We start from the raw sequence: 20,393 nt of genomic DNA on the forward strand, positions 1-20,393 counted from the left end.
ACGGTTACGTGAAACCAGACGGCACCAGCCTTTACCATGCACGCAACGACGATGGCAGCCTGTCCTGGTATGCACAAACAGGCAACAGCACCGCTAGCAAGACAGCCAAGACAGCGTTGGTCACCTTCAAGTTGAACTCCGTCACGCAGGCCATCCAGGCCGAACGCCCGGTGCAGGGTGATCATCAAAGCCTGGTCACCAGCGAAACCTTGCAGCCGCTGCTGCTGGGCACCTGGCGCTTCAACCGGACGGTGCACGGCCAACAGCTGCGCAATGAGGGTTTGGCCTCCCTGCGCGGCGCCGTGACCGGCACATGGCACAGCAACGGCCTGCCCCTGCAGGCCTGGGAGAATGCCCAAGGCTACCGCAGCCGGTTGCGCCGCGGGTCACTCGAATACCATTACACCTACACCGCACTGGGCCAATTGGCCTGCCTGACGGTGCAGGACATGCGCAGCGGCCAGCACTTGCAGGTGCTGCACGACTACGATGCCTTCGGCCGCGAGACCACGCGCCGTTATGCGCTGAACGGCCAGGAAAAGGTGCGCTACGAGCAAACCTGGTCACCGACCAGCCAGCTGCTAAGCAAGACGCTGTACCGTGACGGCACGCGGGCAAGAACCGAGACATTCGTCTATTACACCAGCGTGACCGGCACCAGCGATGAATTGCAGAAATGGACGGTGAACGCAGTGGATGGCGAGGAGGTCAAGGATGACGAAGGGCATGCCATCAAGGAAGAGACGTACAAATACGACGAACTGGGCAGCATGACTCAATGCTCGACCACCCTCAACGCTCAATCGGTGGGCGTCGGTTACAACCGCCAGCGGGTGGATCGGGTGACGGGCGGTTTCCATCTGGGCGACGGCTACCGCTACTACGACGCCCAGCACAAAGTGTTCTGCCAGCCCGACGACTGGAGCCCCTTGGGTGCAGCCGGCCCGAATGACCGTGCCTACTGCCCGAAGGCCGATCCGGTCAACTTCGAGGACCCCAGTGGCCATATCATGGTCAGCCACCAGGCCCAGACAGCCAGCCTGGCAAGGCTCGATACCATTATTGCCGCGCTGACGCCCAGCACGGCGCCGCCCCAGGCTGCCAGCATGGGGGAATGGCTGTTGTTCGCTGGCCTGGCGTTTTTTGGCGCAGTGATGATCATAGCTTCGGCGGGCACCCTCAGTACGCCGGTGATCGCAGGCCTGATGATCGGCTACACAATGGGTGCCGCAGTCGCGGCGACGGGGATGGCACTGAGGCAGTCGGACCCGGAGCTGTCGCGGATGTTGGAGCCCGTGGGGCAAGTGATGATGGCACTGGCCAGTGCGCCGGCATTCGGTTCGCAGATGGTCGGGGTGGCGAAGGCGGTAATGTACGGATCGACGATGGCGTATACAGGTTTGACCATCGCTCAGCTAGCGGTGCAACAGAGCAACCCTGAACTGGCAGAGAAACTGGGATGGGCGGCGATGGCTGCTGGCTTGGTTGACCTCGCCCATGCTGGAGTGAAGAAGCTGAGTTCGGTGCTTCGCGAAGGGTTTCAAGAGCTGCGTGTTTTGCGCGCATCGCTGCGGCAAAAACCGTTCAAATATGCCGTTAGATCACCCCATGCTCCGCGACCAACCTCATATCCAGGCAATCCTATGGGAGGTAAAACTCCAGGGCTCAAGGTATTCGGAAACAAGTCCCAACAAGTGATTTCTCACACAGCCCCCGGTAGGGTTCCCGTATGGTATCAGGACCCACTGCCCGGCCCCCTGCAAAGAACACTATGGACCGCTGACATGTCTGTAACCCAAAGCGACGTAAAAGATGCACTCATTAAAATATCGAGGCGCAACTCAAATAGTGACATCCATGCTTATACAGGTGCTCACGGCGATAAGGTTGGAGATAACTTCACTAGCTACCGAAGCCCCACAGGTAAAGTTACAGTCAGACGCGATCCTTATCTCAACGACGCAGAATTCCTTTTTGAAGACAAAGCGGCCTTTTCCCATTCCAAACCCAGCGACCGCTTGCGTAGATTAGTCACAAAAGGTGATGTTAATAGCTACAATATTCTGAATGGGACCAACTATGACTATCGAGATGTGCGCAAAAACTTACGCAACCGTAAGATCTACATTCATGATCTGAGAGGTAGCGATCTCAAAGGGGTCACCCGTGCCCAGCTCGATCAATGGGAGTCTCTTGCAGGCCATCATGTTCATGCATACTGCTTCTCAAGGAATGACGAGCGCTTGCTTCACACTTATAATCTAGCCCCTGTCATTAGTTACCTGGGCTAATGCATGCGTCCCCTACCCAGGTGAACCCGCTCCCACAGGAATCTGCACAGCCCTTGGGCCTTGCGCAGTACCTGTAGGAGCGGGCATGCCCGCGAACACCGGCGCAGCCGGTGCCATCCAACTATCAACGCTGGTAAAGGATCACCAGGTCATGATCACCGACGGCCGCTGCTGGCCAACCACATGGGTGTTGATCTCCAGAGTCAGCTGGGTGCCGCGCTGGTTCAGCTCGACCGCCTTGGTCGCGGTAGGAATGGCAGTCACCTGCCACCCCCCGCACAGATCCGTACGTGCAGAATTACCGCATACGGCTCCTGCCTTGGGTTTTGACGCCGAAGCGGGTTATGGGATGCGGATGCATTGGTAGCTCTCTTGGATAGGGTATGAACGTAAGCGCGCCATGAACCCCACATTCAAAGCCGCTTGTTGATGCCCGATGCTGTGCTCCGTTTTCTCAGGAGCCCGTTCACCATGATGCGACCCGACGCCAAAGTCGAAAAGGTTTACCTCTATCCCAAGCCCGTCAACTTCCGAAAATCCATTGATGGGCTGGCCGCTCTGGTGGAGTTTGATATCAAGGTGGCCGTGTTCGACCCGGTACTTTTAAGACCTCCCTGACGATCCTGTTCTGCTCAAGCAATTGCTCGGGCAGATGATCAGTGAGCGTGAATCGGACAAGGGCAAGATCGTTCACCTCGAAGAGGAAAATGCCTTGCTGCGCCAGCGTTTGTTCGGACGCAAGTCCGAGCAGTCAGCGGACCCGCTGACGCCACAAATGGCGCTGTTTAACGAGGCTGGATGGAAAAGACCCAGCCGCAAGTGACCGCGCAGAACGCTTTGGGCAAAGCGATCAACTACTTGGCGAGCAACTGGAGCAAACTCGAGCGGTACGTCGAGGAAGGGTTCCTGCCCATGGATAACAACGCTGCCGAACGCGCCATCCGGCCCTTCGTGATCGGCAGAAAGAATTGGTTGTAAGGTCGAGGAGATGTATATCGATGCCAGAGGCCCAGCTCAGCCATCAATCCGTTACGCCAACTACCCGGAATCGCTGTACTTAAAAATGTACTTAAATTTCGTGGCTACTGGTGGATTCAGGCAGACTGCGCTGGAACGAAAAAAGACGCCGAAGCGTCTGATTTCAACGACTTACAGACTTCCATGGAACTCTGTAGATCTATATTTGGAGCGGGAAACGAGACTCGAACTCGCGACCCCGACCTTGGCAAGGTCGTGCTCTACCAACTGAGCTATTCCCGCGTCGTGATGGGTGCCATTCTAGCGATTTCTAAAACGGCGTCAACCCCTTGATTCAAAAAACTTTTATTTCTGTTCGGAGCCTTCGCGCAGGTGCGGCCAGGCAGCCAGCAGGTAGTGCACCATCGACCACAGCGTCAGCCCCGCCGCCACCAGCAGCAGCGCATAGCCCAGGATCACCCAGAACGTCACCGCCGGCGCGTTGGCCAGCAGGATCACCAGCGCCAGCATCTGTGCTGCTGTCTTCCACTTGCCAAGGTTGGACACCGCCACATGCGCCCGCGCGCCCAACTCGGCCATCCACTCGCGCAGGGCCGATACCACGATTTCGCGACCGATGATCACCGCCGCCGGCAGGGTCAGCCAGAAGTTGGCGTGGGTTTGCACCAGCAGCACCAAGGCCACCGCCACCATCAGCTTGTCGGCCACCGGGTCGAGGAACGCCCCGAACGGCGTGCTCTGCTGCAGGCGACGCGCCAGGTAGCCGTCCAGCCAGTCGGTGGCGGCGGCAACGGCGAACACGCTACTGGCCGCGGTGTAGCTCCAGTGGTACGGCATGTAGAACAGCAGGATGAAGATGGGGATGAGCAGGACGCGTAGAACGGTGAGCAGGTTTGGAATATTCATCGGTACGACTGGCCGCAAGTTGAGCCCGGCATTCTACTCGCTATGCAGGCTGGCATAAATCGACTCGGCAAGCTTTTTACTGATGCCGGGGGCTTTGGCGATTTCATCGATACTGGCACGGTTGAGCTCCTGCAGGCCGCCGAAATGTTTCAGCAGGTCGCGCCGGCGTTTGGGCCCTACCCCGGCCACGTCCTCCAGGCTGGACACCCGCCGGGCCTTGCCACGACGGGCGCGGTGGCCGGTGATGGCGAAACGGTGAGCTTCGTCGCGAATCTGCTGGATCAGGTGCAGGGCCGGTGAATCGCCCTTGAGGGTGAACTCGTGGTGCACATCGTTCAAGTATAAGGTTTCGAAACCTGCCTTGCGGGTGACGCCCTTGGCGACGCCGAGCAGGGTCAGGTCGGTGAAGCCCAGTTCCTGCATGACGTCGCGGGCCATGTTCAGCTGGCCCTTGCCACCGTCTACCAGCAGCACATCGGGCAGCTTGCCCTCGCCGTCGCGGATGCGCCCATAGCGGCGGTTCAATGCCTGGTGCATGGCGGCATAGTCGTCGCCGCCAGTAACGCCTTCGATGTTGAAACGCCGGTAGTCGGACTTGAGCGGGCCTTCGGGGCCGAACACCACGCAGCTGGCCACCGTGGCTTCCCCGCTGGAATGGCTGATGTCGTAGCACTCCAGGCGCTGCGGTACTTCGTCCAGGCCCAATACCTCGGCCAGGGCCTCGAAACGTGCGGCCATGTGCTGGCGGTTGGCCAGGCGGGCGTTGAGCGCCTGCTCGGCGTTGGTCACCGCCAGCTGCTGCCAGCGCGCGCGGGTGCCGCGTACCCGGTGGCTGATGCTCAGCTCGCGGCCGCGCAGCGTGTGCAGAGCTTCGATGATGGCTTCGAAGTCTTCATGCACCACGTTGACAATCAGTTCGCCTGGCAACTCGCGCTCGGCATTGCCCAGGTAGTACTGAGAAAGGAAGGCCGCCATCACTTCGGCCACCTCCTCCTCGATGCCCACCTGGGGGAAGAAGTTCTTGCTGCCTAGTACCCGCCCGCCGCGCACGCTGATCAAGTGCACACAGGCGCCACCGGGGTTGACGAAGGCGGCAATGACATCGACGTCGCCACTGCCGCCTTCGATGTACTGCTGGTCCTGCACGCGGCGTAACAGGGCGATCTGGTCGCGCAGCTCGGCGGCCTTCTCGAAATTGAGGGCCATGGCGGCCTTTTCCATCTCGGCATTCAGCTCGTTGCCCAATTGTTGGCTACGCCCTTCGAGAAACATCACCGAGTGGCGCACGTCCTCAGCATATTCCTCGGCGCTCACCAGGCCCGTGCAGGGCCCTTTGCAGCGCTTGATCTGGTACTGCAGGCACGGGCGGGTGCGGTTGGCGTAGTAGCTGTCTTCGCACTGCCGCACCGAAAAGGCCTTTTGCAGCAGGCTGAGGCTTTCGCGAATGGCCCCGGCGCTGGGGTACGGGCCAAAGTAGCGGCCCTTAGCCTTTTTCGCCCCACGGTGAATGCCCAGCCGCGGGAATTCGCCGTCGGACAGGAACACGTAGGGGTAGGATTTGTCATCGCGCAGCAGGATGTTGTACGGCGGCCGCCATTCCTTGATCAGGTTCTGCTCCAGCAGCAGCGCCTCGGTTTCATTGGCGGTGATGGTGGTTTCGACCTGGGCGATACGGCCTACCAGCGCGGCGGTCTTGGGCGCCAAGCCGGTCTTGCGAAAATAGCTGGCCAGGCGCTTCTTGAGGTTCTTCGCCTTGCCCACGTAAAGCAGCCGGGCTTCGGCGTCGAACATCCGGTAGACGCCCGGGCGACCACTGCAGGTCGCGAGGAATGCGCTGGCATCGAAAACTTGGGACATGAGGTTTTACAGGCTTGCGTCGACCATACCGTGGCGAACGGCCAGCAAGGTCAGTTCGACGTCGCTGGTGACCGAGAGTTTTTCAAAGATCCGATAACGGTAAGTATTGACGGTCTTGGGCGAGAGGCACAACTTGTCGGAGATAATCTGCACTTTCTGGCAACCGACGATCATCAGGGCGATCTGGATTTCCCGCTCAGACAAGGCATCGAACGGCGAGCCCTGTGGCTGGAAGGGTTTCAGCGCCAGCTGCTGGGCGATCTGCGGGCTAATGTAGCGCTGGCCGGCAAAGGCCAGGCGGATGGCCTGGACCATTTCGTCAAGGCCGGCCCCCTTGGTCAGGTAGCCGGCGGCGCCGGCCTGCAGCAGGCGGGTGGGGAACGGGTCTTCCTCGCACACGGTCACGGCAACCACCTTGATGTCCGGGTGGCTACGCAGTAGCTTGCGGGTGGCTTCCAGGCCGCCGATACCGGGCATTTTCACGTCCATCAGGACCACGTCCGGCTTCAGCTCACGGGCCAGCTTGAGGGCCGACTCGCCCGAATCACCCTCACCCACCACCTGCAGGCCATCGATGTCGGCCAACATGCGGGTAATACCGGTTCGTACCAGATCGTGATCGTCGACCACTAAGACCCTAATCAAGCACACACCTCGTCAGCAGGGCGATTGGATCCCGCCACCTTAACAAAATTTTTCAAGGTGGGCCTAACGCATTCCTTCTGTCAGAAATGACGATCTTGCAACTGTGAGGGGGCTCACCGTTTCGGGGTGATTGCCCTCCGCCGACAGACGCCTCAGCAAATGCCAGAGTGCGGCCTGATCGGCTGCGGCCAAGCGTCGGAATGCACCGAGCAGGCTGGCTTCATCCGGTGACATGCCGCCCAGTGGTACCGGTGTGCGAACCTCACTTAGCACGTAAAGCGCATCCACACCTTTGGCGGCCAAGGCCGCCAGGTAATCGATTCTTGGCGCCCGCAGGCCGCTTTCGTATTTGCCCTGCGCGTTAGGTTCTACACCACCAATTTCGCCAAAAACCCGCTGGGTCATACCCAAACGCTCGCGCTCATTTCTTAGCCGCGGTCCGAATCCGTTCATGAAGCGTTTCTCCGTCATTTACTTTGCCATCGCGCCGAGCCGCTGACGACGTACTAGAGCAGCTACAGGCTGCGACCACTATGCTCTTGGCGACCAACAGCTGCAAGCCACTATTATGCCATCCAAGGAACGCCGCCAGCGTAAAGGGGTGCACTAGCCCTCCCGCTTTCTCGCACAGCAAAATGCGTGAAGTAACAAATGCTTCAAAACTACCAGGCTTTCACATTACAACACTGAAGCCAACTGACAGTTTTACCAGTTTCGCCAACGCACCCTTCATATCAAACTTAAATACCGAACAGACCAAGCGGAACACGCCATGAAAGACAACGATACCCTGCCTATCGGAGGCACTATTTCCGCCGACGCGACCACGGACAGCAAGCCATTATGGCAGGGAAACTTGACAAACATTAGAATCTCCCAAAATAGGATCCAGGCATTTAGCATCGATGAAAAAGTCGATCTATTATTCTATCTTCCCAGTCAAACATTTGAACAACACACAACACTGTCCTTCCACCCCGAAAACGATAAAGTCTACTTTGCAATTAGCGACGGAGAGAACAATGAAGGCACACTTGCCAGTGGAACACTGACAATCCGAGAGTACCTGCCCTATAGGAAACTAGAGGGCGATTACGAACTCAGCTTCGTGCGCAACAACCAAACGCAGAACGTGAATGGAAAGCTCAATTTGATTAAGGTTGAATGACCCCGACTCCCGCAATGAGCGTTGACAGGTGACTGCCCTGGCCATCATGGAAGCAGGCGAATGGCCAAGGCTACCCCGCCAAGACACGTTGCATGCGGATGAAGCAGTCGTCCTGACCCACCGCTACGAACCCATTGCGCGCGTACAGTGCCGGCGCAGGGTTGCTATTGAACACCATCAACCGCAGCAATGGCAGGTGCCGCTGAACCGCCCAACCGGCTAACGTTTCACCTTCAGTCACCAGCCACTGCTCGCGCCAGCCCCAGGCTTCATCGAAGGCTTCCTCGATCCACAGCAGGTCGTATTCGCGGTAGTACGGCAGCATGGCGCGGCGCGTGAGCTCGCGGGCGAAGGTTCGGTAGCTGTCATCGGCGGGAGGTAGTTTGCAGGCCATACAAATACACCCAGGCGACTCTAGTAGACAATCCATCATTCTACCGCGGCGCCGCCACTCAGGCACCTGACAAAGTTGCCAGTTACAGTAGATCGCAAAACCACTTTAGGGTAAGCACTCTACCCACCACTCAGAGGCAGCCATGAATACGAAACTCAGCCCAGTGGATCACACACCTTCTGCACACAAAGCAAACGGCTTCATCGAGTTAACAGGCACACTCTACAGACCAGATGGCAAGGCATCTCGGAAACTCAAAGCCCAGTCCCTCCGTGAAGTAACCTTCTCAAAAATGGCCATTACCGGCAGAGGCAAGGACGGCCCGGACGACTGGTACCATATTACGTTGAGCTCCAACTCTGAGTTCAAGCTAAACAAAAATAAATTCGACGCCAACACAATGCGCTCACAGCTCGACATTAAGCTTGAGAAGGAAGGGATCACTATATCCGCCCTTGCAACAAAAGGATATATAAACATCACTGAAATCAGCAACCTGATTATCATGGGCAACTACCATCTAACCTATGATGAAGGCACTGGCACCATACACACAATTAGCGGCACTTTCAGAATCACACCCTGAACAGGGCTTGCAGCCAGTAGAAGGCCATTGCCTTATAACTGCTTACTTACATAGCCCACATAGCAAACCGGCGAGCTGGGTGCTCCTCCCTCAACGCAAGCAATGGCTCGGAAGCAACCACCGGATCGTCACTCATGATCGCATTAACTTCTGCCGAATTCGACAGCGGAGGCTTTGAAATTCGACAAGGGAGAGACCATTGTGGTTTTTGGGTTATGGATGGGGAAAATAATGTATCTGGAGGAGGCAAAGGGACGCTTGAAATCGAAAAGTATCAATCCGATAAAAATGTCAGTGGCACATTTGAGTTCACCTTCGAAGCCGAGAACAAGTCTTACCATGTCAAGGGCAGCTTCAACATGACAAAGCCTTAATTGACATTTGCACCCAAGCTGTTCCAACCCGCATGCATTATGCGCCAGGTTTCAATCCAGCGTTCGCTGCATGCGCACAAAACATTCGTCCTGCCCCATTTCGACGAAGCCGTGACGCTGGTACAGCAGCCGCGCCGGGTTACCGATAAACACCATCAGCCGCAGCAGCGGCAGGCGCCGCTGCGTGGCCCAAAGGGCCAATTGTTCCAGCACCCAGCTGCCAACGCCGCGCCCGCGGTGTTCGGGGAGCAAGTGCAACTCGCGAATGAACAATGCCTGACGGTCCTGGCTGAGGCTGCAGAAGCCGAGCACGGTTTCACCTTCAGTCACCAGCCACTGCTCGCGCCAGCCCCAGGCTTCATCGAAAGCTTCCTCGATCCACAGCAGGTCGTATTCGCGGTAGTACGGCAGCATGGCACGGCGCGTTAGGTCGCGGGCGAAGGTACGGTAGCTGTCATCGGCAGGAGTTAGTTGTAGGGACATCGCACAATGGGCTCTCGCGTTTGGCAGGTCTGGCTTGCCGGCGATAAGGCCGCTATAGCCAATATCATTCATCGGGCATAACACACTGGCGAACTCCCAGGGCCACGTCGGTCCAGTTCATCTTCCAGCCATTCAGCCAACACCCGGGCATTGTTGTGCTCGGTGTTTTTGCCAGCATAAAGCAATGTCAGCGTGCCCTTCCCGGCCAGGTCCAGCAGCGGGTACCAATGCTCGGGGTGGGCTGCCAGCTCGTGCTGGTAACGTTGGGTGAAACCGGCAAAGTCCACCTCACCCTGGTGAAATGCTTTGCGTAGTTCGCCCGAGGGGGCCACTTCACGCAACCACTGCCCGTGCAGGTCTTCCTTGCGTTTGTTACGCGGCCACAGGCGGTCGACTAGCACGCGCTGGCCATCGTCCTGCTCAACCGCATCGTAAACACGCTTGCAGCGAATCATGGGCTTCTCCCGCATTTACCGTCCGTCTTGAGCCTAGATAATTCATTGATCAAGGTCACGGCCGGTTTACCAATTGTTTCTATGCTCAAGGCCTTCGGCACCCTTGCCCAACGCCAACCGGAGCCCCCATGGCAACCCCGTCACTGGCCAGCCAGCCGCAACTGGCCCAACGCGACGCCCGCCCGCAGCTTGCCCACAAGCCTGGGCGCGCCACCCTGGTGTTGTTCTTCGCCCTGCTGTTGGCCGGTATCGCCTACACCGCCTGGAGCCTGAAACAGGATGTAACGGCCAGCGGCACGGTAATCACCACGGTCACGCCGTTTCTGCTGCTGGGCCTGGCGTTGCTGATAGCCCTGGGCTTCGAGTTCGTCAATGGTTTTCATGACACCGCCAACGCCGTGGCCACGGTCATCTACACCCACTCGTTGCCGGCCCCGGTCGCGGTGGTGTGGTCCGGGCTGTGCAACTTCCTTGGGGTGCTGTTTTCCAGCGGCGCGGTGGCGTTCGGCATCATCGCCCTGCTGCCGGTGGAGCTCATTCTACAAGTCGGCTCCTCGGCCGGCTTCGCCATGGTCTTCGCCCTGCTGCTGGCGGCAATCATCTGGAACCTCGGCACCTGGTGGCTGGGCCTGCCTGCGTCATCCTCGCACACCCTGATCGGTTCGATCATTGGTGTGGGCGTGGCCAATGCATTGATGCACGGGCGCGACGGCACCAGCGGCGTGGACTGGGCCCAGGCCAGCAAGGTTGGTTATGCCCTGCTGTTCTCGCCGTTGATTGGTTTTGCTTGCGCCGCCCTGCTGCTGCTGGCGCTGCGCGCGCTGGTAAAGCGCAAGGCGCTGTACCAGGCGCCAGAAGGCCAGACGCCACCGCCGTGGTGGATACGCGGCGCCCTGATTCTGACCTGTACCGGCGTGTCCTTTGCCCACGGTTCCAACGACGGCCAGAAAGGCATGGGCTTGATCATGCTGATTCTGGTTGGCACCCTGCCGATGGCTTACGCGCTGAACAAGACCATGCCCAATGAGCAGGCCCTGCAGTTTTCTGCCGTCGCCGAGGTAACCCGCCAGGCGCTGGTACGCAATGACCCGCAAGCGCCCCCAGCCGACCCGCGCCAGGTACTCAGTGCATTCGTGGCCGAACCCAAGGCCGGCCCGCAGTTGGTGCCCGCACTGGCGGCGCTGACCGGCATGATAGGCAAAGAAGTCAAAGGCTACGGTTCACTCAAGCGCGTACCCGCCGAGGCCATGGCCAACGTGCGCAATGACATGTACCTGACCAGCGAAGCGATCCGACTGATCGAGAAGCACCAGCTGGTGACGTTCGATGCCGACACCCGCAGCCATGTGCAGTTGCTCAAGACGCAGCTTGACGACGCTACCCGCTATATCCCGCTGTGGGTGAAAGTGGCCGTGGCCATCGCGCTGGGGCTGGGGACCATGGTCGGCTGGCGGCGCATCGTGGTGACGGTAGGCGAAAAGATCGGCAAAACCCACCTCAGCTATGCCCAAGGTGCTTCGGCCGAAGTGGTGGCGATGTGCACCATCGGCGCAGCAGACATGTTCGGGCTGCCGGTGTCGACCACCCATGTGCTCAGCTCGGGGGTGGCCGGCACCATGGTGGCCAACGGTTCGGGGATTCAGAAGCGCACGCTGATCAATTTGCTGATGGCCTGGGTGCTGACATTGCCGGCGGCGATGCTGTTGGCGGGCAGCCTGTACTGGTTGCTGCACCAGATTCTCTAACCGCTGGAGTAACCCCTGTAAGATCGGCCTACAAGCTCGGTGGTGCCTGTTCAGCCGGGGATTTTAAGCCCGCGCTGCACCGCCGGCCGCTCGCGAAACACCGCCAGCACCCGCTGCACTTCCCTGAACTCATCAAAGCCCACCAGCTCACGGGCGTCGTAACGTTCCACCAGGTTACGCACCCAGGGGAATATCGCGATGTCGGCAATGCTGTATTCGTCGACCATCCACTGCCGGCCTTTCAAATGCCGGTCCAGCACACCGAGCAGGCGCTTGGATTCGTTGACATAACGGTCCCGCGGGCGCTTGTCTTCATATTCCTTGCCGGCAAAGAAGTGGAAGAACCCGACCTGGCCGAACATCGGCCCGATACCGCCCATCTGGAACATCAGCCACTGCAAGGTCTGGTAGCGCTGTGCAGGGTCCTGGCTAAGCAGCTGGCCGCTTTTCTCCGCCAGGTACTGCAGGATCGCCCCCGACTCGAACAGTGGCAGCGGCTGGCCGCCCGGGCCGTTGGGGTCGAGGATGGCGGGGATCTTGTTGTTGGCGCTGAGCGAAATGAACTCGGGACTCAGCTGATCATCATTGTCGAAGCTGACCTTGTGCGCTTCATAGGCCAAGCCAATCTCTTCAAGCATGATCGACACCTTGACCCCATTGGGCGTGGGCAGCGAATACAGCTGCAAGCGCTCGGGGTATTTGGCGGGCCACTTGTGGGTAACGGGGAACGCACTGAGATCGGTCATGATCAGCCTTGCCTGGGGAATGAACCCATCACTGTAGAGACATCCCCGGCTGCTGACCATCACCGGCCACTCATCTGCACGGGCGGTTCAGGCTTGCCCGTGGGCCTTGAGCTTTAGCTTTTCGGTATCGACCCGGACGAACACCGAGTCGGCGGCCACGGTCAGCACATCGTCGGCCCAGACTTCACATATCACCCGGCTCTTGCGCCCCACTTCGCCTTCCACCCGCGCCTTGAGCAACAGCTCGACGCCCATTGGCGTAGGTTTCAGGTAGGTCAGGTTGAGCGTGCCGGTGACGCAGTCGATGCGTGGCAGGCTACCCGGTTCGCGGCCTTCGTTGCGGTAGTGGTAAGCCATGGCTGTCCAGTTGGAGTGGCAGTCGACCAGCATTGCCAACAGGCCACCGTAGACCAGGCCGGGCCAGCCGATAAAGGTGCTGTCGGGTGCGTGCCGGCACACCAGGTGAATGCCGTCGGCGTCCCAGTGGCTTTGCAGGTGCAGGCCGCTGGGGTGGGAGCAACCGCAGCCGTAGCAGGTGCCATCCGGCGCAGCCAGGGCCTGAAGGGAAAGGGAATGGTCGTTCATACGCTTCCTGTGCTTATAGATATGGGGGCGCGCAACGCCCCCATTAAAGCAGAAACATCAGGCGGTCTGGGCAACCACCTTGGCGCGCCGCTGGGTCAGCGAAACCAGCAGGATGAACGCGGTTACCCCGGCGGTCATCAGCGTCTCGTAGCGGTAGGCATCGCTGAACAGCATGTAGCCCAGCACCATGACAATGGTGCCAATCACCAGCCAGGTCAGCCACGGGAACAGCCACATCTTCAGCTCCAGCGGCCGCCCTTCACGCTCGGCACGGGCACGCATGCGCAGTTGCGACACGGCAATTACCAGGTACACCAGCAAGGCAATGGCGCCAGTGGTAGACAGCAGGAAGCCGAATACCTTGCCTGGGAACACGTAGTTGACCAAGCACCCGGCAAAGCCGGCCAGGGTAGAGAAGATGACCGCCACGGTTGGCACGCCCGAACCGGAAATGCGCTTGGTCACGCTCAGCGCCTGGCCACGGGCGCCCAGCGAATAGAGCATGCGCGACGCGGTGTACAGCCCCGAGTTCATGCAACTGGTAACGGCCACCAGCACCACCAGGTCAACCAACAGCTTGGCGCCCGGTACGTTCAGCACTTCCAGCACGCGTTGGAACGAACCGACTGCTTTGAGCTGCGGGTCGTTCCAAGCCACCAGCGATACCACCAGGAAGATCGACGCCAAGTAGAAGATAGCGATGCGGTACACCACCAGGTTGGTGGCACGGCGGATCTTGTCTTTCGGGTTAGCGGTTTCGTCTGCGGCAATGGTGACAATTTCCGCGCCGAAGAACGAGAAGATGGTGATCAGCACGCCACCCAGCACGGTGCCGAAACCGTTGGGCATGAAACCGCCGTTGTCCCACAGCCGGCTGACCCCGGACACTTCGGCCAGCGGCCAAACGCCGAACACCGCCAGGGTGCAGACCACGATAAAGGCAATGATCGCCACCACCTTGACCAACGCGAACCAATATTCGAAGGCACCGAAGTTTTTCACGCTGATCAGGTTGGTGCCCGACAGCACCAGCATGATCAGGAAGGCGAACAGCCAGGACGGCACACCGGGGAAGTAGGCATGCAGGATATCGGCGCCGGCAATCGCCTCGACCGGAATGATCAACACCCAGAACCACCAGTACAGCCAGCCGATAGTAAAGCCTGCCCAAGGGCCGATGGCTTCGGAGGCATAGGTGGAGAACGAACCGCTGTTAGGGTTGGCGATGGCCATTTCGCCCAGCATGCGCATCACCAGCAGCACCAGCAGGCCGGTCATGGCGTAGGAAATGAGGATGGCCGGGCCGGCGGTGGCGATGGCGTTGGAGGAACCGATGAACAGGCCGGCGCCGATGATACCGGCAATGGAGATCATGGAAACCTGACGGGACGTCAGGCCGTGCTGCAGGGAGCGCTGTTTCTTGTTGTCTAGCGAAGCCATGAAGAACCCTCGAATGGGTCGGCCGCAGCGAGGCGGCTGAAGGTTGGAGCAGAATTCTTATAAATTTCTGATAATCGTTGTTGTTGTTTTGCAGATGCCGAAAGCGGGTACTGACCTCCTCTTCGCACGACCGGTTGTAATCGTTGATCCAGGTCAGTATTAATCTATAGGGCAGGGTCAACAAACGACCTTTTCGAAACACATGATTCCATTACGGAATGAACTCCTTCCTTTTTTGCTCGGTATTTGCCCGTCATGTCCAAACGCCTGATGCCTTCGACCACCGCCCTTCAGTGCTTCGAAGCGGCCGCCCGTCACCTCAGCTTCACCCGCGCGGCCCAGGAACTGCACCTGACCCAGAGCGCCGTCAGCAAGCAGGTGGCGCAGCTCGAGGACATGCTGTCGCACTCGCTGTTCCAGCGCATTCGCCGGCGCCTGCACCTGACCCCAGCCGGCGCGCTGTACCTCACCGAAGTGAACAAGATCCTCACCCAAATCGACATTTCCAGCCGCTACATCCTCAGTTACGGCGACGAAACCGAAGTGCTGCGCATCGCCACCCAGCCCACCTTCGGCGCGCGCTGGCTGGTACCTCGGCTAAAGGGCTTTGGCGACCGTTACCCGCGTATTCACCTGGACATTCGCAACGAACTGGAGCCGTTCGACCTGGTCCAGGCCAAAGCCGATATTGCGTTTTTCTTTGGTCAAGGCACCTGGCCTGGGGCAACCTGCATCGAGCTGTTCAGTGAAGAAGTGCTGCCGGTGTGCAGCCCGCAGCTACTGGCCAACCACCGTTTCGACAGCGCCCAGGCGCTAACCGAGCACCGCCTGTTGCAGTGCGTGTCACGCCCGGAGGCCTGGCACGAATGGTTCCTGGGGCTGGGTTTGCACAGCCAGAACAGCTACCACGGGCCGCGCTTCGACACGTTCTACCTGTGCATCCGCGCCGCCATCGCCGGCTGCGGCATTGCCCTGATTCCACGCTACCTGGTGGCCGAGGAACTGAGCGAAGGCAAGCTGGTGGTGGCCTGGGACCATCCAGTGGCGAGCAATGGCCGGCACTTCATTGCGCATGCCGAGCATGCTGCCGAAGTGCCCAAGATCAGGGCCTTTGTGCAGTGGATTCGGGAGCGGGTGGCAGAGGGGGATTGATGCCGTCTGTGCCGGCCTTTTCGCGGGCGAACCCGCCCCTACAGGGATCGCACACTGCCCGGGCCTGTGGCGAACCTGTTAATGACCAATTCATGAATCCATGGAATGACCGCAATCGAATAATTCGTTTGCGGAATAACCCGCCGGCACGCTTGGATAATAAGAAACTCGAACAAGGTCCGCGTGCCCCATGAACCAGGAAAGTATCAGCCAATCCATTGCCATCGTTCACCCGATCACACTTTCCCATGGCCGTAATGCCGAAGTGTGGGACACCGACGGTAAACGCTACATCGACTTCGTTGGCGGCATCGGCGTGCTCAACCTGGGCCACTGCAACCCGGCGGTGGTGGAGGCGATCCAGGCCCAGGCCAGCCGCCTGACCCACTACGCCTTCAACGCAGCCCCGCACGGCCCGTACCTGGCGCTGATGGAGCAACTGGCCCAGTTCGTACCGGTCAGCTATGCGCTGGCCGGCATGCTCACCAACAGCGGCGCGGAAGCGGCGGAAAACGCCCTGAAAGTGGCCCGTGGCGCTACCGGCAAGCGCGCCATCATCGCCTTTGACGGCGGCTTCCACGGCCGCACCCTGGCCACCCTGAACCTCAACGGCAAGGTCGCCCCGTACAAGCAACGGGTCGGTGAACTGCCTGGGCCGGTGTACCACCTGCCCTACCCCAGCGCCGACACTGGGGTTACCTGCGAGCAGGCCCTCAAGGCCATGGACCGCCTGTTCAGCGTCGAACTGGCCGTTGAGGACGTGGCCGCGTTCATTTTCGAGCCAGTGCAGGGCGAAGGCGGCTTCCTCGCCCTCGACCCCGCCTTCGCCCAAGCCCTGCGCCGCTTCTGCGACGCGCACGGGATCCTGATCATCATCGACGAGATCCAATCGGGTTTCGGCCGCACCGGCCAGCGCTTTGCCTTCCCGCGCCTGGGCATCGAGCCCGACCTGCTGCTGCTAGCCAAGAGCATTGCCGGCGGCATGCCATTAGGTGCGGTGGTTGGGCGCAAAGAGCTCATGGCGGCGCTGCCCAAGGGCGGCTTGGGCGGCACCTATTCGGGCAACCCGATCGCCTGTGCGGCGGCCCTGGCTAGCTTGGCGCAAATGACCGACGAGAACCTCGCCACCTGGGGCGAGCGCCAGGAGCAGGCAATTGTCAGCCGCCATCAGCGCTGGAAGGCCTCGGGCCTGAGCCGGTTCATTGGCCGCCTGACTGGCGTGGGCGCCATGCGCGGCATCGAGTTGGTCAACGCCGACGGCAGCCCAGCACCGGCCCAATTGGCCAAGGTGATGGAGGCGGCGCGGGCGAAGGGTTTGCTGCTGATGCCCAGCGGCAAGGCGCGGCACATCATCCGCCTGCTGGCACCGCTGACCATCGAGGCCGACGTGCTCGAAGACGGCCTGGATATCCTCGAGCAGTGCCTGGCAGAACTGAGCTGAAGCTTACAAGCCCAGCTCTTGCGGGGTGAGCATGTCGGACTCGAAGGCAATCCAGCCGCCTTCGAGTTCGGCGTGGCCGTTAACGATCGGGCCATAGTAGGTCAGGCCGTTCTCCAGGGTCACGCAGATGTGCGTGGCGTTTTTTTCCGGCGCCGCGAGCGTACCGACGAAATGCACCTTTTTCAGGGTTTCGGTCACCGCCTCCAGGCCAACGCGCATGTTGGGGTTTTCCGAGGCTTCGGTATCCCCTCCGCGGTCTTCGGCGCTGATGGTGACGGTGGCGATGTACGGGTACTTGGTGCTCAAGCGGGGTTACCTCGGTGGGTGGGTAGGCGTATGGGCGCGTAGAGTACGGCAGGCGGTCTCCGTTGTCTCTACCGGCCTCATCGCCGGCAAGCCAGCCCCCACAGGTACTGCACCAGGCTTGAGGCCGATGCGGTGGGGCCTGCAACAGGTGATCTGAAGGGCCTGATCTGTTAGGGTGCCCGCCGATGCACGCCACACCACACGAGGATCCCGAGTGAGCGCCGAAGAACCCCTGATCGCCGACCTGTTCGAAGTCGACAAACGCCTGTCCCTCAAGCCCGTGGTGGACTTCAACAACTACCTGCGCAACGCCTTCGGCGAAGGCCCGTGCCAGTGCCACCGCTGCAGCGAAGGTGGTGACGAAAGCACCTACAGCCACGCCCACAGCTTCACCTTCGACGGCCGCCAGTGGCACCGTCGCTTCGCCAGCACCTCCGGCAGCGATGTCGCCCAGGCCCTGAAAAAGGCCTGGCTGTCGTACACCAAGGCCGACCTCAACCTGGTCGGCAGCCTGGACCTGAGCACCCTCAAAACCTTCACCGAAGCCACCTTGCACACACGCCTGCTGGCCCTGCTACCAGCCAGCGGCCTGGCCCGCGAAGTGGATGGCCAGTGGATGCTGCAGGCACAGGTTGACTGACGGCCCGGCGGCACGGCAGGATTCTGCCGGTCTGCTAACGTGGGGGAATCCGCCCACCCGCAGGTAGTCCGCCATGGCCCGCACAACGCCCATCGAGCTGTACCGCAATATCGGCATCGTCGCCCACGTGGACGCCGGCAAAACCACGACCACCGAGCGGATCCTGTTCTACACCGGGGTCAACCATAAGATGGGCGAGGTGCACGATGGCGCCGCGACCATGGACTGGATGGCCCAGGAGCAGGAACGCGGCATCACCATCACCTCGGCGGCGACCACTGCCTTTTGGCAGGGCTCGAGCAAGCAGTTCGCCCACAAGTACCGCTTCAATATCATCGACACGCCCGGCCACGTTGACTTCACCATCGAGGTGGAGCGCTCGCTGCGCGTACTGGATGGCGCAGTGGTGGTGTTCAGCGGCGCTGACGGGGTAGAGCCACAGTCCGAAACGGTGTGGCGCCAAGCCAACAAGTACCATGTGCCGCGCCTGGCCTACATCAACAAGATGGACCGCCAGGGCGCCGACTTTCTGCGGGTGGTCCGGCAGATCGACCAGCGCTTGGGCCACCACCCAGTGCCAATCCAGTTGGCCATCGGCAGCGAAGAGAACTTCATCGGCCAGATCGATCTGGTGAAAATGAAGGCCATTTACTGGAACGACGCCGATCACGGCACCAGTTATCGCGAAGAAGACATCCCCGCCGAGCTGCAGGCGCTGGCCGACGAATGGCGCGCACACATGATCGAGGCGGCTGCCGAAGCCGATGACGAACTGACCCTGAAGTTTCTCGATGGCGAAGAACTGAGCATCGAAGAGATCAAGGCCGGGCTGCGCAAACGCACACTGAACAACGAAATCGTGCCGACCATCCTCGGTTCATCGTTCAAGAACAAAGGCGTGCCGCTGATGCTTGACGCGGTCATCGATTACCTGCCCGCACCGTCGGAAATTCCAGCCATCCGCGGCACCGACCCGGATGACGAAGAGAAGCACCTGGAGCGTCACGCTGACGACAGCGAGCCGTTCTCGGCCCTGGCCTTCAAGATCGCCACCGACCCGTTCGTCGGCACGCTCACCTTTGCCCGGGTGTATTCCGGGGTGCTCAGCTCCGGCAACGCGGTGCTCAACTCGGTCAAGGGCAAGAAGGAACGCATTGGCCGCATGGTGCAGATGCACGCCAATCAGCGTGCCGAAATCAAGGACGTGTGCGCCGGCGACATTGCCGCGCTGATCGGCATGAAGGACGTGACCACCGGCGACACCCTGTGCGACATGGACAAGCCGATCATTCTCGAGCGCATGGACTTTCCCGACCCGGTGATTTCCGTGGCGGTGGAGCCGAAGACCAAGGCCGACCAAGAGAAAATGGGCATCGCCCTGGGTAAGCTGGCCCAGGAAGACCCGTCCTTCCGCGTGCGCACCGACGAAGAAACTGGCCAGACCATCATCTCGGGCATGGGCGAGCTGCACCTGGACATCATCGTCGACCGCATGCGCCGCGAGTTCAACGTCGAGGCCAATATCGGCAAGCCACAGGTGGCCTACCGCGAAAAAATCCGCAACACCTGCGAGATCGAGGGCCGCTTCGTCCGTCAGTCCGGCGGCCGCGGCCAGTACGGCCATTGCTGGATCCGCTTCGCCCCGGGCGATGAGGGTAAGGAAGGCCTGGAATTCATCAATGAAATCGTTGGTGGCGTGGTGCCGCGTGAGTACATCCCAGCGATCCAGAAGGGCATCGAGGAGCAGATGAAGAACGGCGTGCTCGCCGGCTACCCGCTGATCAACCTGAAAGCGGCGGTGTTCGACGGCTCGTACCATGACGTCGACTCCAACGAAATGGCGTACAAGATCGCCGCTTCGATGGCCACCAAGCAGTTGTCACAGAAAGGCGGCGCGGTGTTGCTGGAGCCGGTGATGAAGGTGGAGGTGGTGACGCCCGAGGAGTATCAGGGCGATATCCTCGGCGACCTTAGCCGGCGCCGCGGGATGATTCAGGACGGTGACGAAACGCCGGCCGGCAAAGTGATCCGTGCCGAGGTGCCGTTGGGCGAGATGTTCGGTTATGCCACCTCGATGCGCTCGATGACCCAGGGCCGGGCCAGTTTCTCGATGGAGTTCACCCGCTATGCCGAGGCCCCGGCGAGCATTGCCGATACCATCGTCAAAAAGAGCCGCGGGGAATAAACCCTTCTCCTACACC

The 20,393-nt window shown here is 60.2% G+C and carries 22 protein-coding genes, 1 tRNA gene and 2 pseudogenes; 12 read left to right on the plus strand and 13 right to left on the minus strand.

The features are described 5' to 3' along the window. Positions 1-8: 8 nt before the first annotated feature. The gene (locus DV532_RS16395) at positions 9-2,291 is read left to right on the plus strand and encodes an RHS repeat-associated core domain-containing protein (protein WP_056803235.1); all 2,283 of its coding nucleotides are present in this window, start codon (positions 9-11) and stop codon (positions 2,289-2,291) included. Between the two features lie 124 nt (positions 2,292-2,415). Here the strand turns inward: DV532_RS16395 and DV532_RS30965 are convergent. Continuing rightward, a pseudogene (locus tag DV532_RS30965) lies at positions 2,416-2,516 on the minus strand (acyl dehydratase); the annotation flags it as partial. Positions 2,517-2,762: 246 nt separating this feature from the next. Between DV532_RS30965 and DV532_RS16405 the strand changes: the two are divergent. The 3 genes and pseudogenes from DV532_RS16405 to DV532_RS16415 form a co-directional block, all read left to right on the plus strand. After that, a complete protein-coding gene (locus tag DV532_RS16405; RefSeq protein WP_056803238.1) occupies positions 2,763-2,909 on the plus strand; it encodes a transposase in 147 nt (48 codons plus the stop codon). Between the two features lie 34 nt (positions 2,910-2,943). Next, entirely contained in the window at positions 2,944-3,114 is a 171-nt protein-coding gene (locus DV532_RS16410) for a hypothetical protein (protein WP_082477053.1), read from the plus strand. After that, a pseudogene (locus DV532_RS16415) lies at positions 3,081-3,266 on the plus strand (transposase); the annotation flags it as partial. The gene DV532_RS16410 and the pseudogene DV532_RS16415, both read left to right, overlap by 34 nt. A 209-nt stretch (positions 3,267-3,475) precedes the next feature. On the opposite strand, the gene DV532_RS16420 reads toward DV532_RS16415, so the two are convergent. From DV532_RS16420 to DV532_RS16440, 5 genes are all read right to left on the minus strand, one after another. Then, positions 3,476-3,551 (minus strand) — tRNA-Gly (locus DV532_RS16420). 63 nt (positions 3,552-3,614) lie between these two features. Next, a complete protein-coding gene (pgsA, locus tag DV532_RS16425) occupies positions 3,615-4,175 on the minus strand; it encodes a CDP-diacylglycerol--glycerol-3-phosphate 3-phosphatidyltransferase (protein WP_056803244.1) in 561 nt (186 codons plus the stop codon). Between the two features lie 33 nt (positions 4,176-4,208). Then, positions 4,209-6,032 (minus strand): excinuclease ABC subunit UvrC, encoded by a 1,824-nt coding sequence (gene uvrC / locus DV532_RS16430; RefSeq protein WP_056803247.1) that lies wholly within the window; start codon positions 6,030-6,032, stop codon positions 4,209-4,211. Between the two features lie 6 nt (positions 6,033-6,038). Next, positions 6,039-6,677 carry a UvrY/SirA/GacA family response regulator transcription factor gene (gene uvrY / locus DV532_RS16435; RefSeq protein WP_003251380.1) on the minus strand — a complete coding sequence of 213 codons (639 nt, stop codon included), beginning with the start codon at positions 6,675-6,677 and terminating at the stop codon, positions 6,039-6,041. Between the two features lie 63 nt (positions 6,678-6,740). Then, on the minus strand, positions 6,741-7,130 hold the full coding sequence (locus tag DV532_RS16440; RefSeq protein WP_056805325.1) for a helix-turn-helix domain-containing protein: 390 nt from the start codon (positions 7,128-7,130) through the stop codon (positions 6,741-6,743). A gap of 319 nt (positions 7,131-7,449) precedes the next feature. Between DV532_RS16440 and DV532_RS16445 the strand changes: the two genes are divergently transcribed. Next, positions 7,450-7,845, plus strand: coding sequence for a hypothetical protein (locus tag DV532_RS16445; protein WP_056803251.1), 396 nt, complete (start codon positions 7,450-7,452; stop codon positions 7,843-7,845). Positions 7,846-7,915: 70 nt separating this feature from the next. Here the strand turns inward: DV532_RS16445 and DV532_RS16450 are convergent, their stop codons facing one another. Continuing rightward, positions 7,916-8,239 (minus strand): hypothetical protein, encoded by a 324-nt coding sequence (locus DV532_RS16450; RefSeq protein ID WP_056803254.1) that lies wholly within the window; start codon positions 8,237-8,239, stop codon positions 7,916-7,918. Positions 8,240-8,381: 142 nt separating this feature from the next. On the opposite strand from DV532_RS16450, the gene DV532_RS16455 reads away from it, so the two are divergent. After that, positions 8,382-8,825 (plus strand): hypothetical protein, encoded by a 444-nt coding sequence (locus DV532_RS16455; RefSeq protein ID WP_056803257.1) that lies wholly within the window; start codon positions 8,382-8,384, stop codon positions 8,823-8,825. A gap of 134 nt (positions 8,826-8,959) precedes the next feature. Then, a complete protein-coding gene (locus tag DV532_RS16460) occupies positions 8,960-9,199 on the plus strand; it encodes a hypothetical protein (RefSeq protein ID WP_056803260.1) in 240 nt (79 codons plus the stop codon). 51 nt (positions 9,200-9,250) lie between these two features. Here DV532_RS16460 and DV532_RS16465 read toward each other — a convergent pair whose 3' ends face one another. After that, on the minus strand, positions 9,251-9,682 hold the full coding sequence (locus DV532_RS16465; RefSeq protein ID WP_056805328.1) for a GNAT family N-acetyltransferase: 432 nt from the start codon (positions 9,680-9,682) through the stop codon (positions 9,251-9,253). Positions 9,683-9,750: 68 nt separating this feature from the next. Continuing rightward, positions 9,751-10,137, minus strand: coding sequence for a DUF488 domain-containing protein (locus tag DV532_RS16470; RefSeq protein ID WP_056803263.1), 387 nt, complete (start codon positions 10,135-10,137; stop codon positions 9,751-9,753). Between the two features lie 128 nt (positions 10,138-10,265). Between DV532_RS16470 and DV532_RS16475 the strand changes: the two genes are divergently transcribed. After that, the gene (locus DV532_RS16475) at positions 10,266-11,882 is read left to right on the plus strand and encodes an inorganic phosphate transporter (protein WP_056803265.1); all 1,617 of its coding nucleotides are present in this window, start codon (positions 10,266-10,268) and stop codon (positions 11,880-11,882) included. 50 nt (positions 11,883-11,932) lie between these two features. On the opposite strand, the gene DV532_RS16480 is transcribed toward DV532_RS16475, so the two are convergent. The 3 genes from DV532_RS16480 to DV532_RS16490 all read right to left on the minus strand — a co-directional run bounded on the left by DV532_RS16480 (position 11,933) and on the right by DV532_RS16490 (position 14,653). Then, positions 11,933-12,628: a glutathione S-transferase N-terminal domain-containing protein gene (locus DV532_RS16480; RefSeq protein WP_056803268.1), complete on the minus strand. Its 696-nt coding sequence runs from the start codon at positions 12,626-12,628 to the stop codon at positions 11,933-11,935. An 87-nt stretch (positions 12,629-12,715) separates the two neighbouring features. Further along, positions 12,716-13,213: a PaaI family thioesterase gene (locus DV532_RS16485; protein WP_056803270.1), complete on the minus strand. Its 498-nt coding sequence runs from the start codon at positions 13,211-13,213 to the stop codon at positions 12,716-12,718. Between the two features lie 57 nt (positions 13,214-13,270). Then, a complete protein-coding gene (locus DV532_RS16490; RefSeq protein ID WP_056803275.1) occupies positions 13,271-14,653 on the minus strand; it encodes an amino acid permease in 1,383 nt (460 codons plus the stop codon). A gap of 255 nt (positions 14,654-14,908) precedes the next feature. Here DV532_RS16490 and gcvA point away from each other — a divergent pair, with 255 nt between their 5' ends. After that, positions 14,909-15,805, plus strand: a complete 897-nt coding sequence (gene gcvA, locus DV532_RS16495; RefSeq protein ID WP_056803277.1) for a transcriptional regulator GcvA — start codon at positions 14,909-14,911, stop codon at positions 15,803-15,805. A gap of 190 nt (positions 15,806-15,995) precedes the next feature. Further along, positions 15,996-17,246 (plus strand): aspartate aminotransferase family protein, encoded by a 1,251-nt coding sequence (locus DV532_RS16500; protein WP_056803280.1) that lies wholly within the window; start codon positions 15,996-15,998, stop codon positions 17,244-17,246. 3 nt (positions 17,247-17,249) lie between these two features. Here DV532_RS16500 and DV532_RS16505 read toward each other — a convergent pair whose 3' ends face one another. Beyond that, a complete protein-coding gene (locus DV532_RS16505; protein ID WP_056803283.1) occupies positions 17,250-17,552 on the minus strand; it encodes a hypothetical protein in 303 nt (100 codons plus the stop codon). A gap of 214 nt (positions 17,553-17,766) precedes the next feature. On the opposite strand from DV532_RS16505, the gene DV532_RS16510 reads away from it, so the two are divergent. Next, a complete protein-coding gene (locus DV532_RS16510) occupies positions 17,767-18,192 on the plus strand; it encodes a hypothetical protein (protein WP_056803286.1) in 426 nt (141 codons plus the stop codon). A gap of 73 nt (positions 18,193-18,265) precedes the next feature. After that, positions 18,266-20,377 carry an elongation factor G gene (fusA, locus tag DV532_RS16515; RefSeq protein WP_056803288.1) on the plus strand — a complete coding sequence of 704 codons (2,112 nt, stop codon included), beginning with the start codon at positions 18,266-18,268 and terminating at the stop codon, positions 20,375-20,377. Positions 20,378-20,393 lie beyond the last annotated feature (16 nt).

The sequence above is a fragment of the Pseudomonas sp. Leaf58 genome (assembly GCF_003627215.1).
In the GTDB taxonomy this organism is placed as follows: domain Bacteria; phylum Pseudomonadota; class Gammaproteobacteria; order Pseudomonadales; family Pseudomonadaceae; genus Aquipseudomonas.

Bases quoted from the DNA above. Each gene is read 5' to 3' on its own strand.
- DV532_RS16405 (WP_056803238.1), top strand. From the start codon at position 2,763: ATGATGCGACCCGACGCCAAAGTCGAAAAGGTTTACCTCTATCCCAAG.
- DV532_RS16410 (WP_082477053.1), top strand. From the start codon at position 2,944: ATGATCAGTGAGCGTGAATCGGACAAGGGCAAGATCGTTCACCTCGAA.
- pgsA (WP_056803244.1), bottom strand. From the start codon at position 4,175: ATGAATATTCCAAACCTGCTCACCGTTCTACGCGTCCTGCTCATCCCC.
- uvrC (WP_056803247.1), bottom strand. From the start codon at position 6,032: ATGTCCCAAGTTTTCGATGCCAGCGCATTCCTCGCGACCTGCAGTGGT.
- DV532_RS16440 (WP_056805325.1), bottom strand. From the start codon at position 7,130: ATGAACGGATTCGGACCGCGGCTAAGAAATGAGCGCGAGCGTTTGGGT.
- DV532_RS16445 (WP_056803251.1), top strand. From the start codon at position 7,450: ATGAAAGACAACGATACCCTGCCTATCGGAGGCACTATTTCCGCCGAC.
- DV532_RS16450 (WP_056803254.1), bottom strand. From the start codon at position 8,239: ATGGCCTGCAAACTACCTCCCGCCGATGACAGCTACCGAACCTTCGCC.
- DV532_RS16455 (WP_056803257.1), top strand. From the start codon at position 8,382: ATGAATACGAAACTCAGCCCAGTGGATCACACACCTTCTGCACACAAA.
- DV532_RS16460 (WP_056803260.1), top strand. From the start codon at position 8,960: ATGATCGCATTAACTTCTGCCGAATTCGACAGCGGAGGCTTTGAAATT.
- DV532_RS16465 (WP_056805328.1), bottom strand. From the start codon at position 9,682: ATGTCCCTACAACTAACTCCTGCCGATGACAGCTACCGTACCTTCGCC.
- DV532_RS16470 (WP_056803263.1), bottom strand. From the start codon at position 10,137: ATGATTCGCTGCAAGCGTGTTTACGATGCGGTTGAGCAGGACGATGGC.
- DV532_RS16475 (WP_056803265.1), top strand. From the start codon at position 10,266: ATGGCAACCCCGTCACTGGCCAGCCAGCCGCAACTGGCCCAACGCGAC.
- DV532_RS16480 (WP_056803268.1), bottom strand. From the start codon at position 12,628: ATGACCGATCTCAGTGCGTTCCCCGTTACCCACAAGTGGCCCGCCAAA.
- DV532_RS16485 (WP_056803270.1), bottom strand. From the start codon at position 13,213: ATGAACGACCATTCCCTTTCCCTTCAGGCCCTGGCTGCGCCGGATGGC.
- DV532_RS16490 (WP_056803275.1), bottom strand. From the start codon at position 14,653: ATGGCTTCGCTAGACAACAAGAAACAGCGCTCCCTGCAGCACGGCCTG.
- gcvA (WP_056803277.1), top strand. From the start codon at position 14,909: ATGTCCAAACGCCTGATGCCTTCGACCACCGCCCTTCAGTGCTTCGAA.
- DV532_RS16500 (WP_056803280.1), top strand. From the start codon at position 15,996: ATGAACCAGGAAAGTATCAGCCAATCCATTGCCATCGTTCACCCGATC.
- fusA (WP_056803288.1), top strand. From the start codon at position 18,266: ATGGCCCGCACAACGCCCATCGAGCTGTACCGCAATATCGGCATCGTC.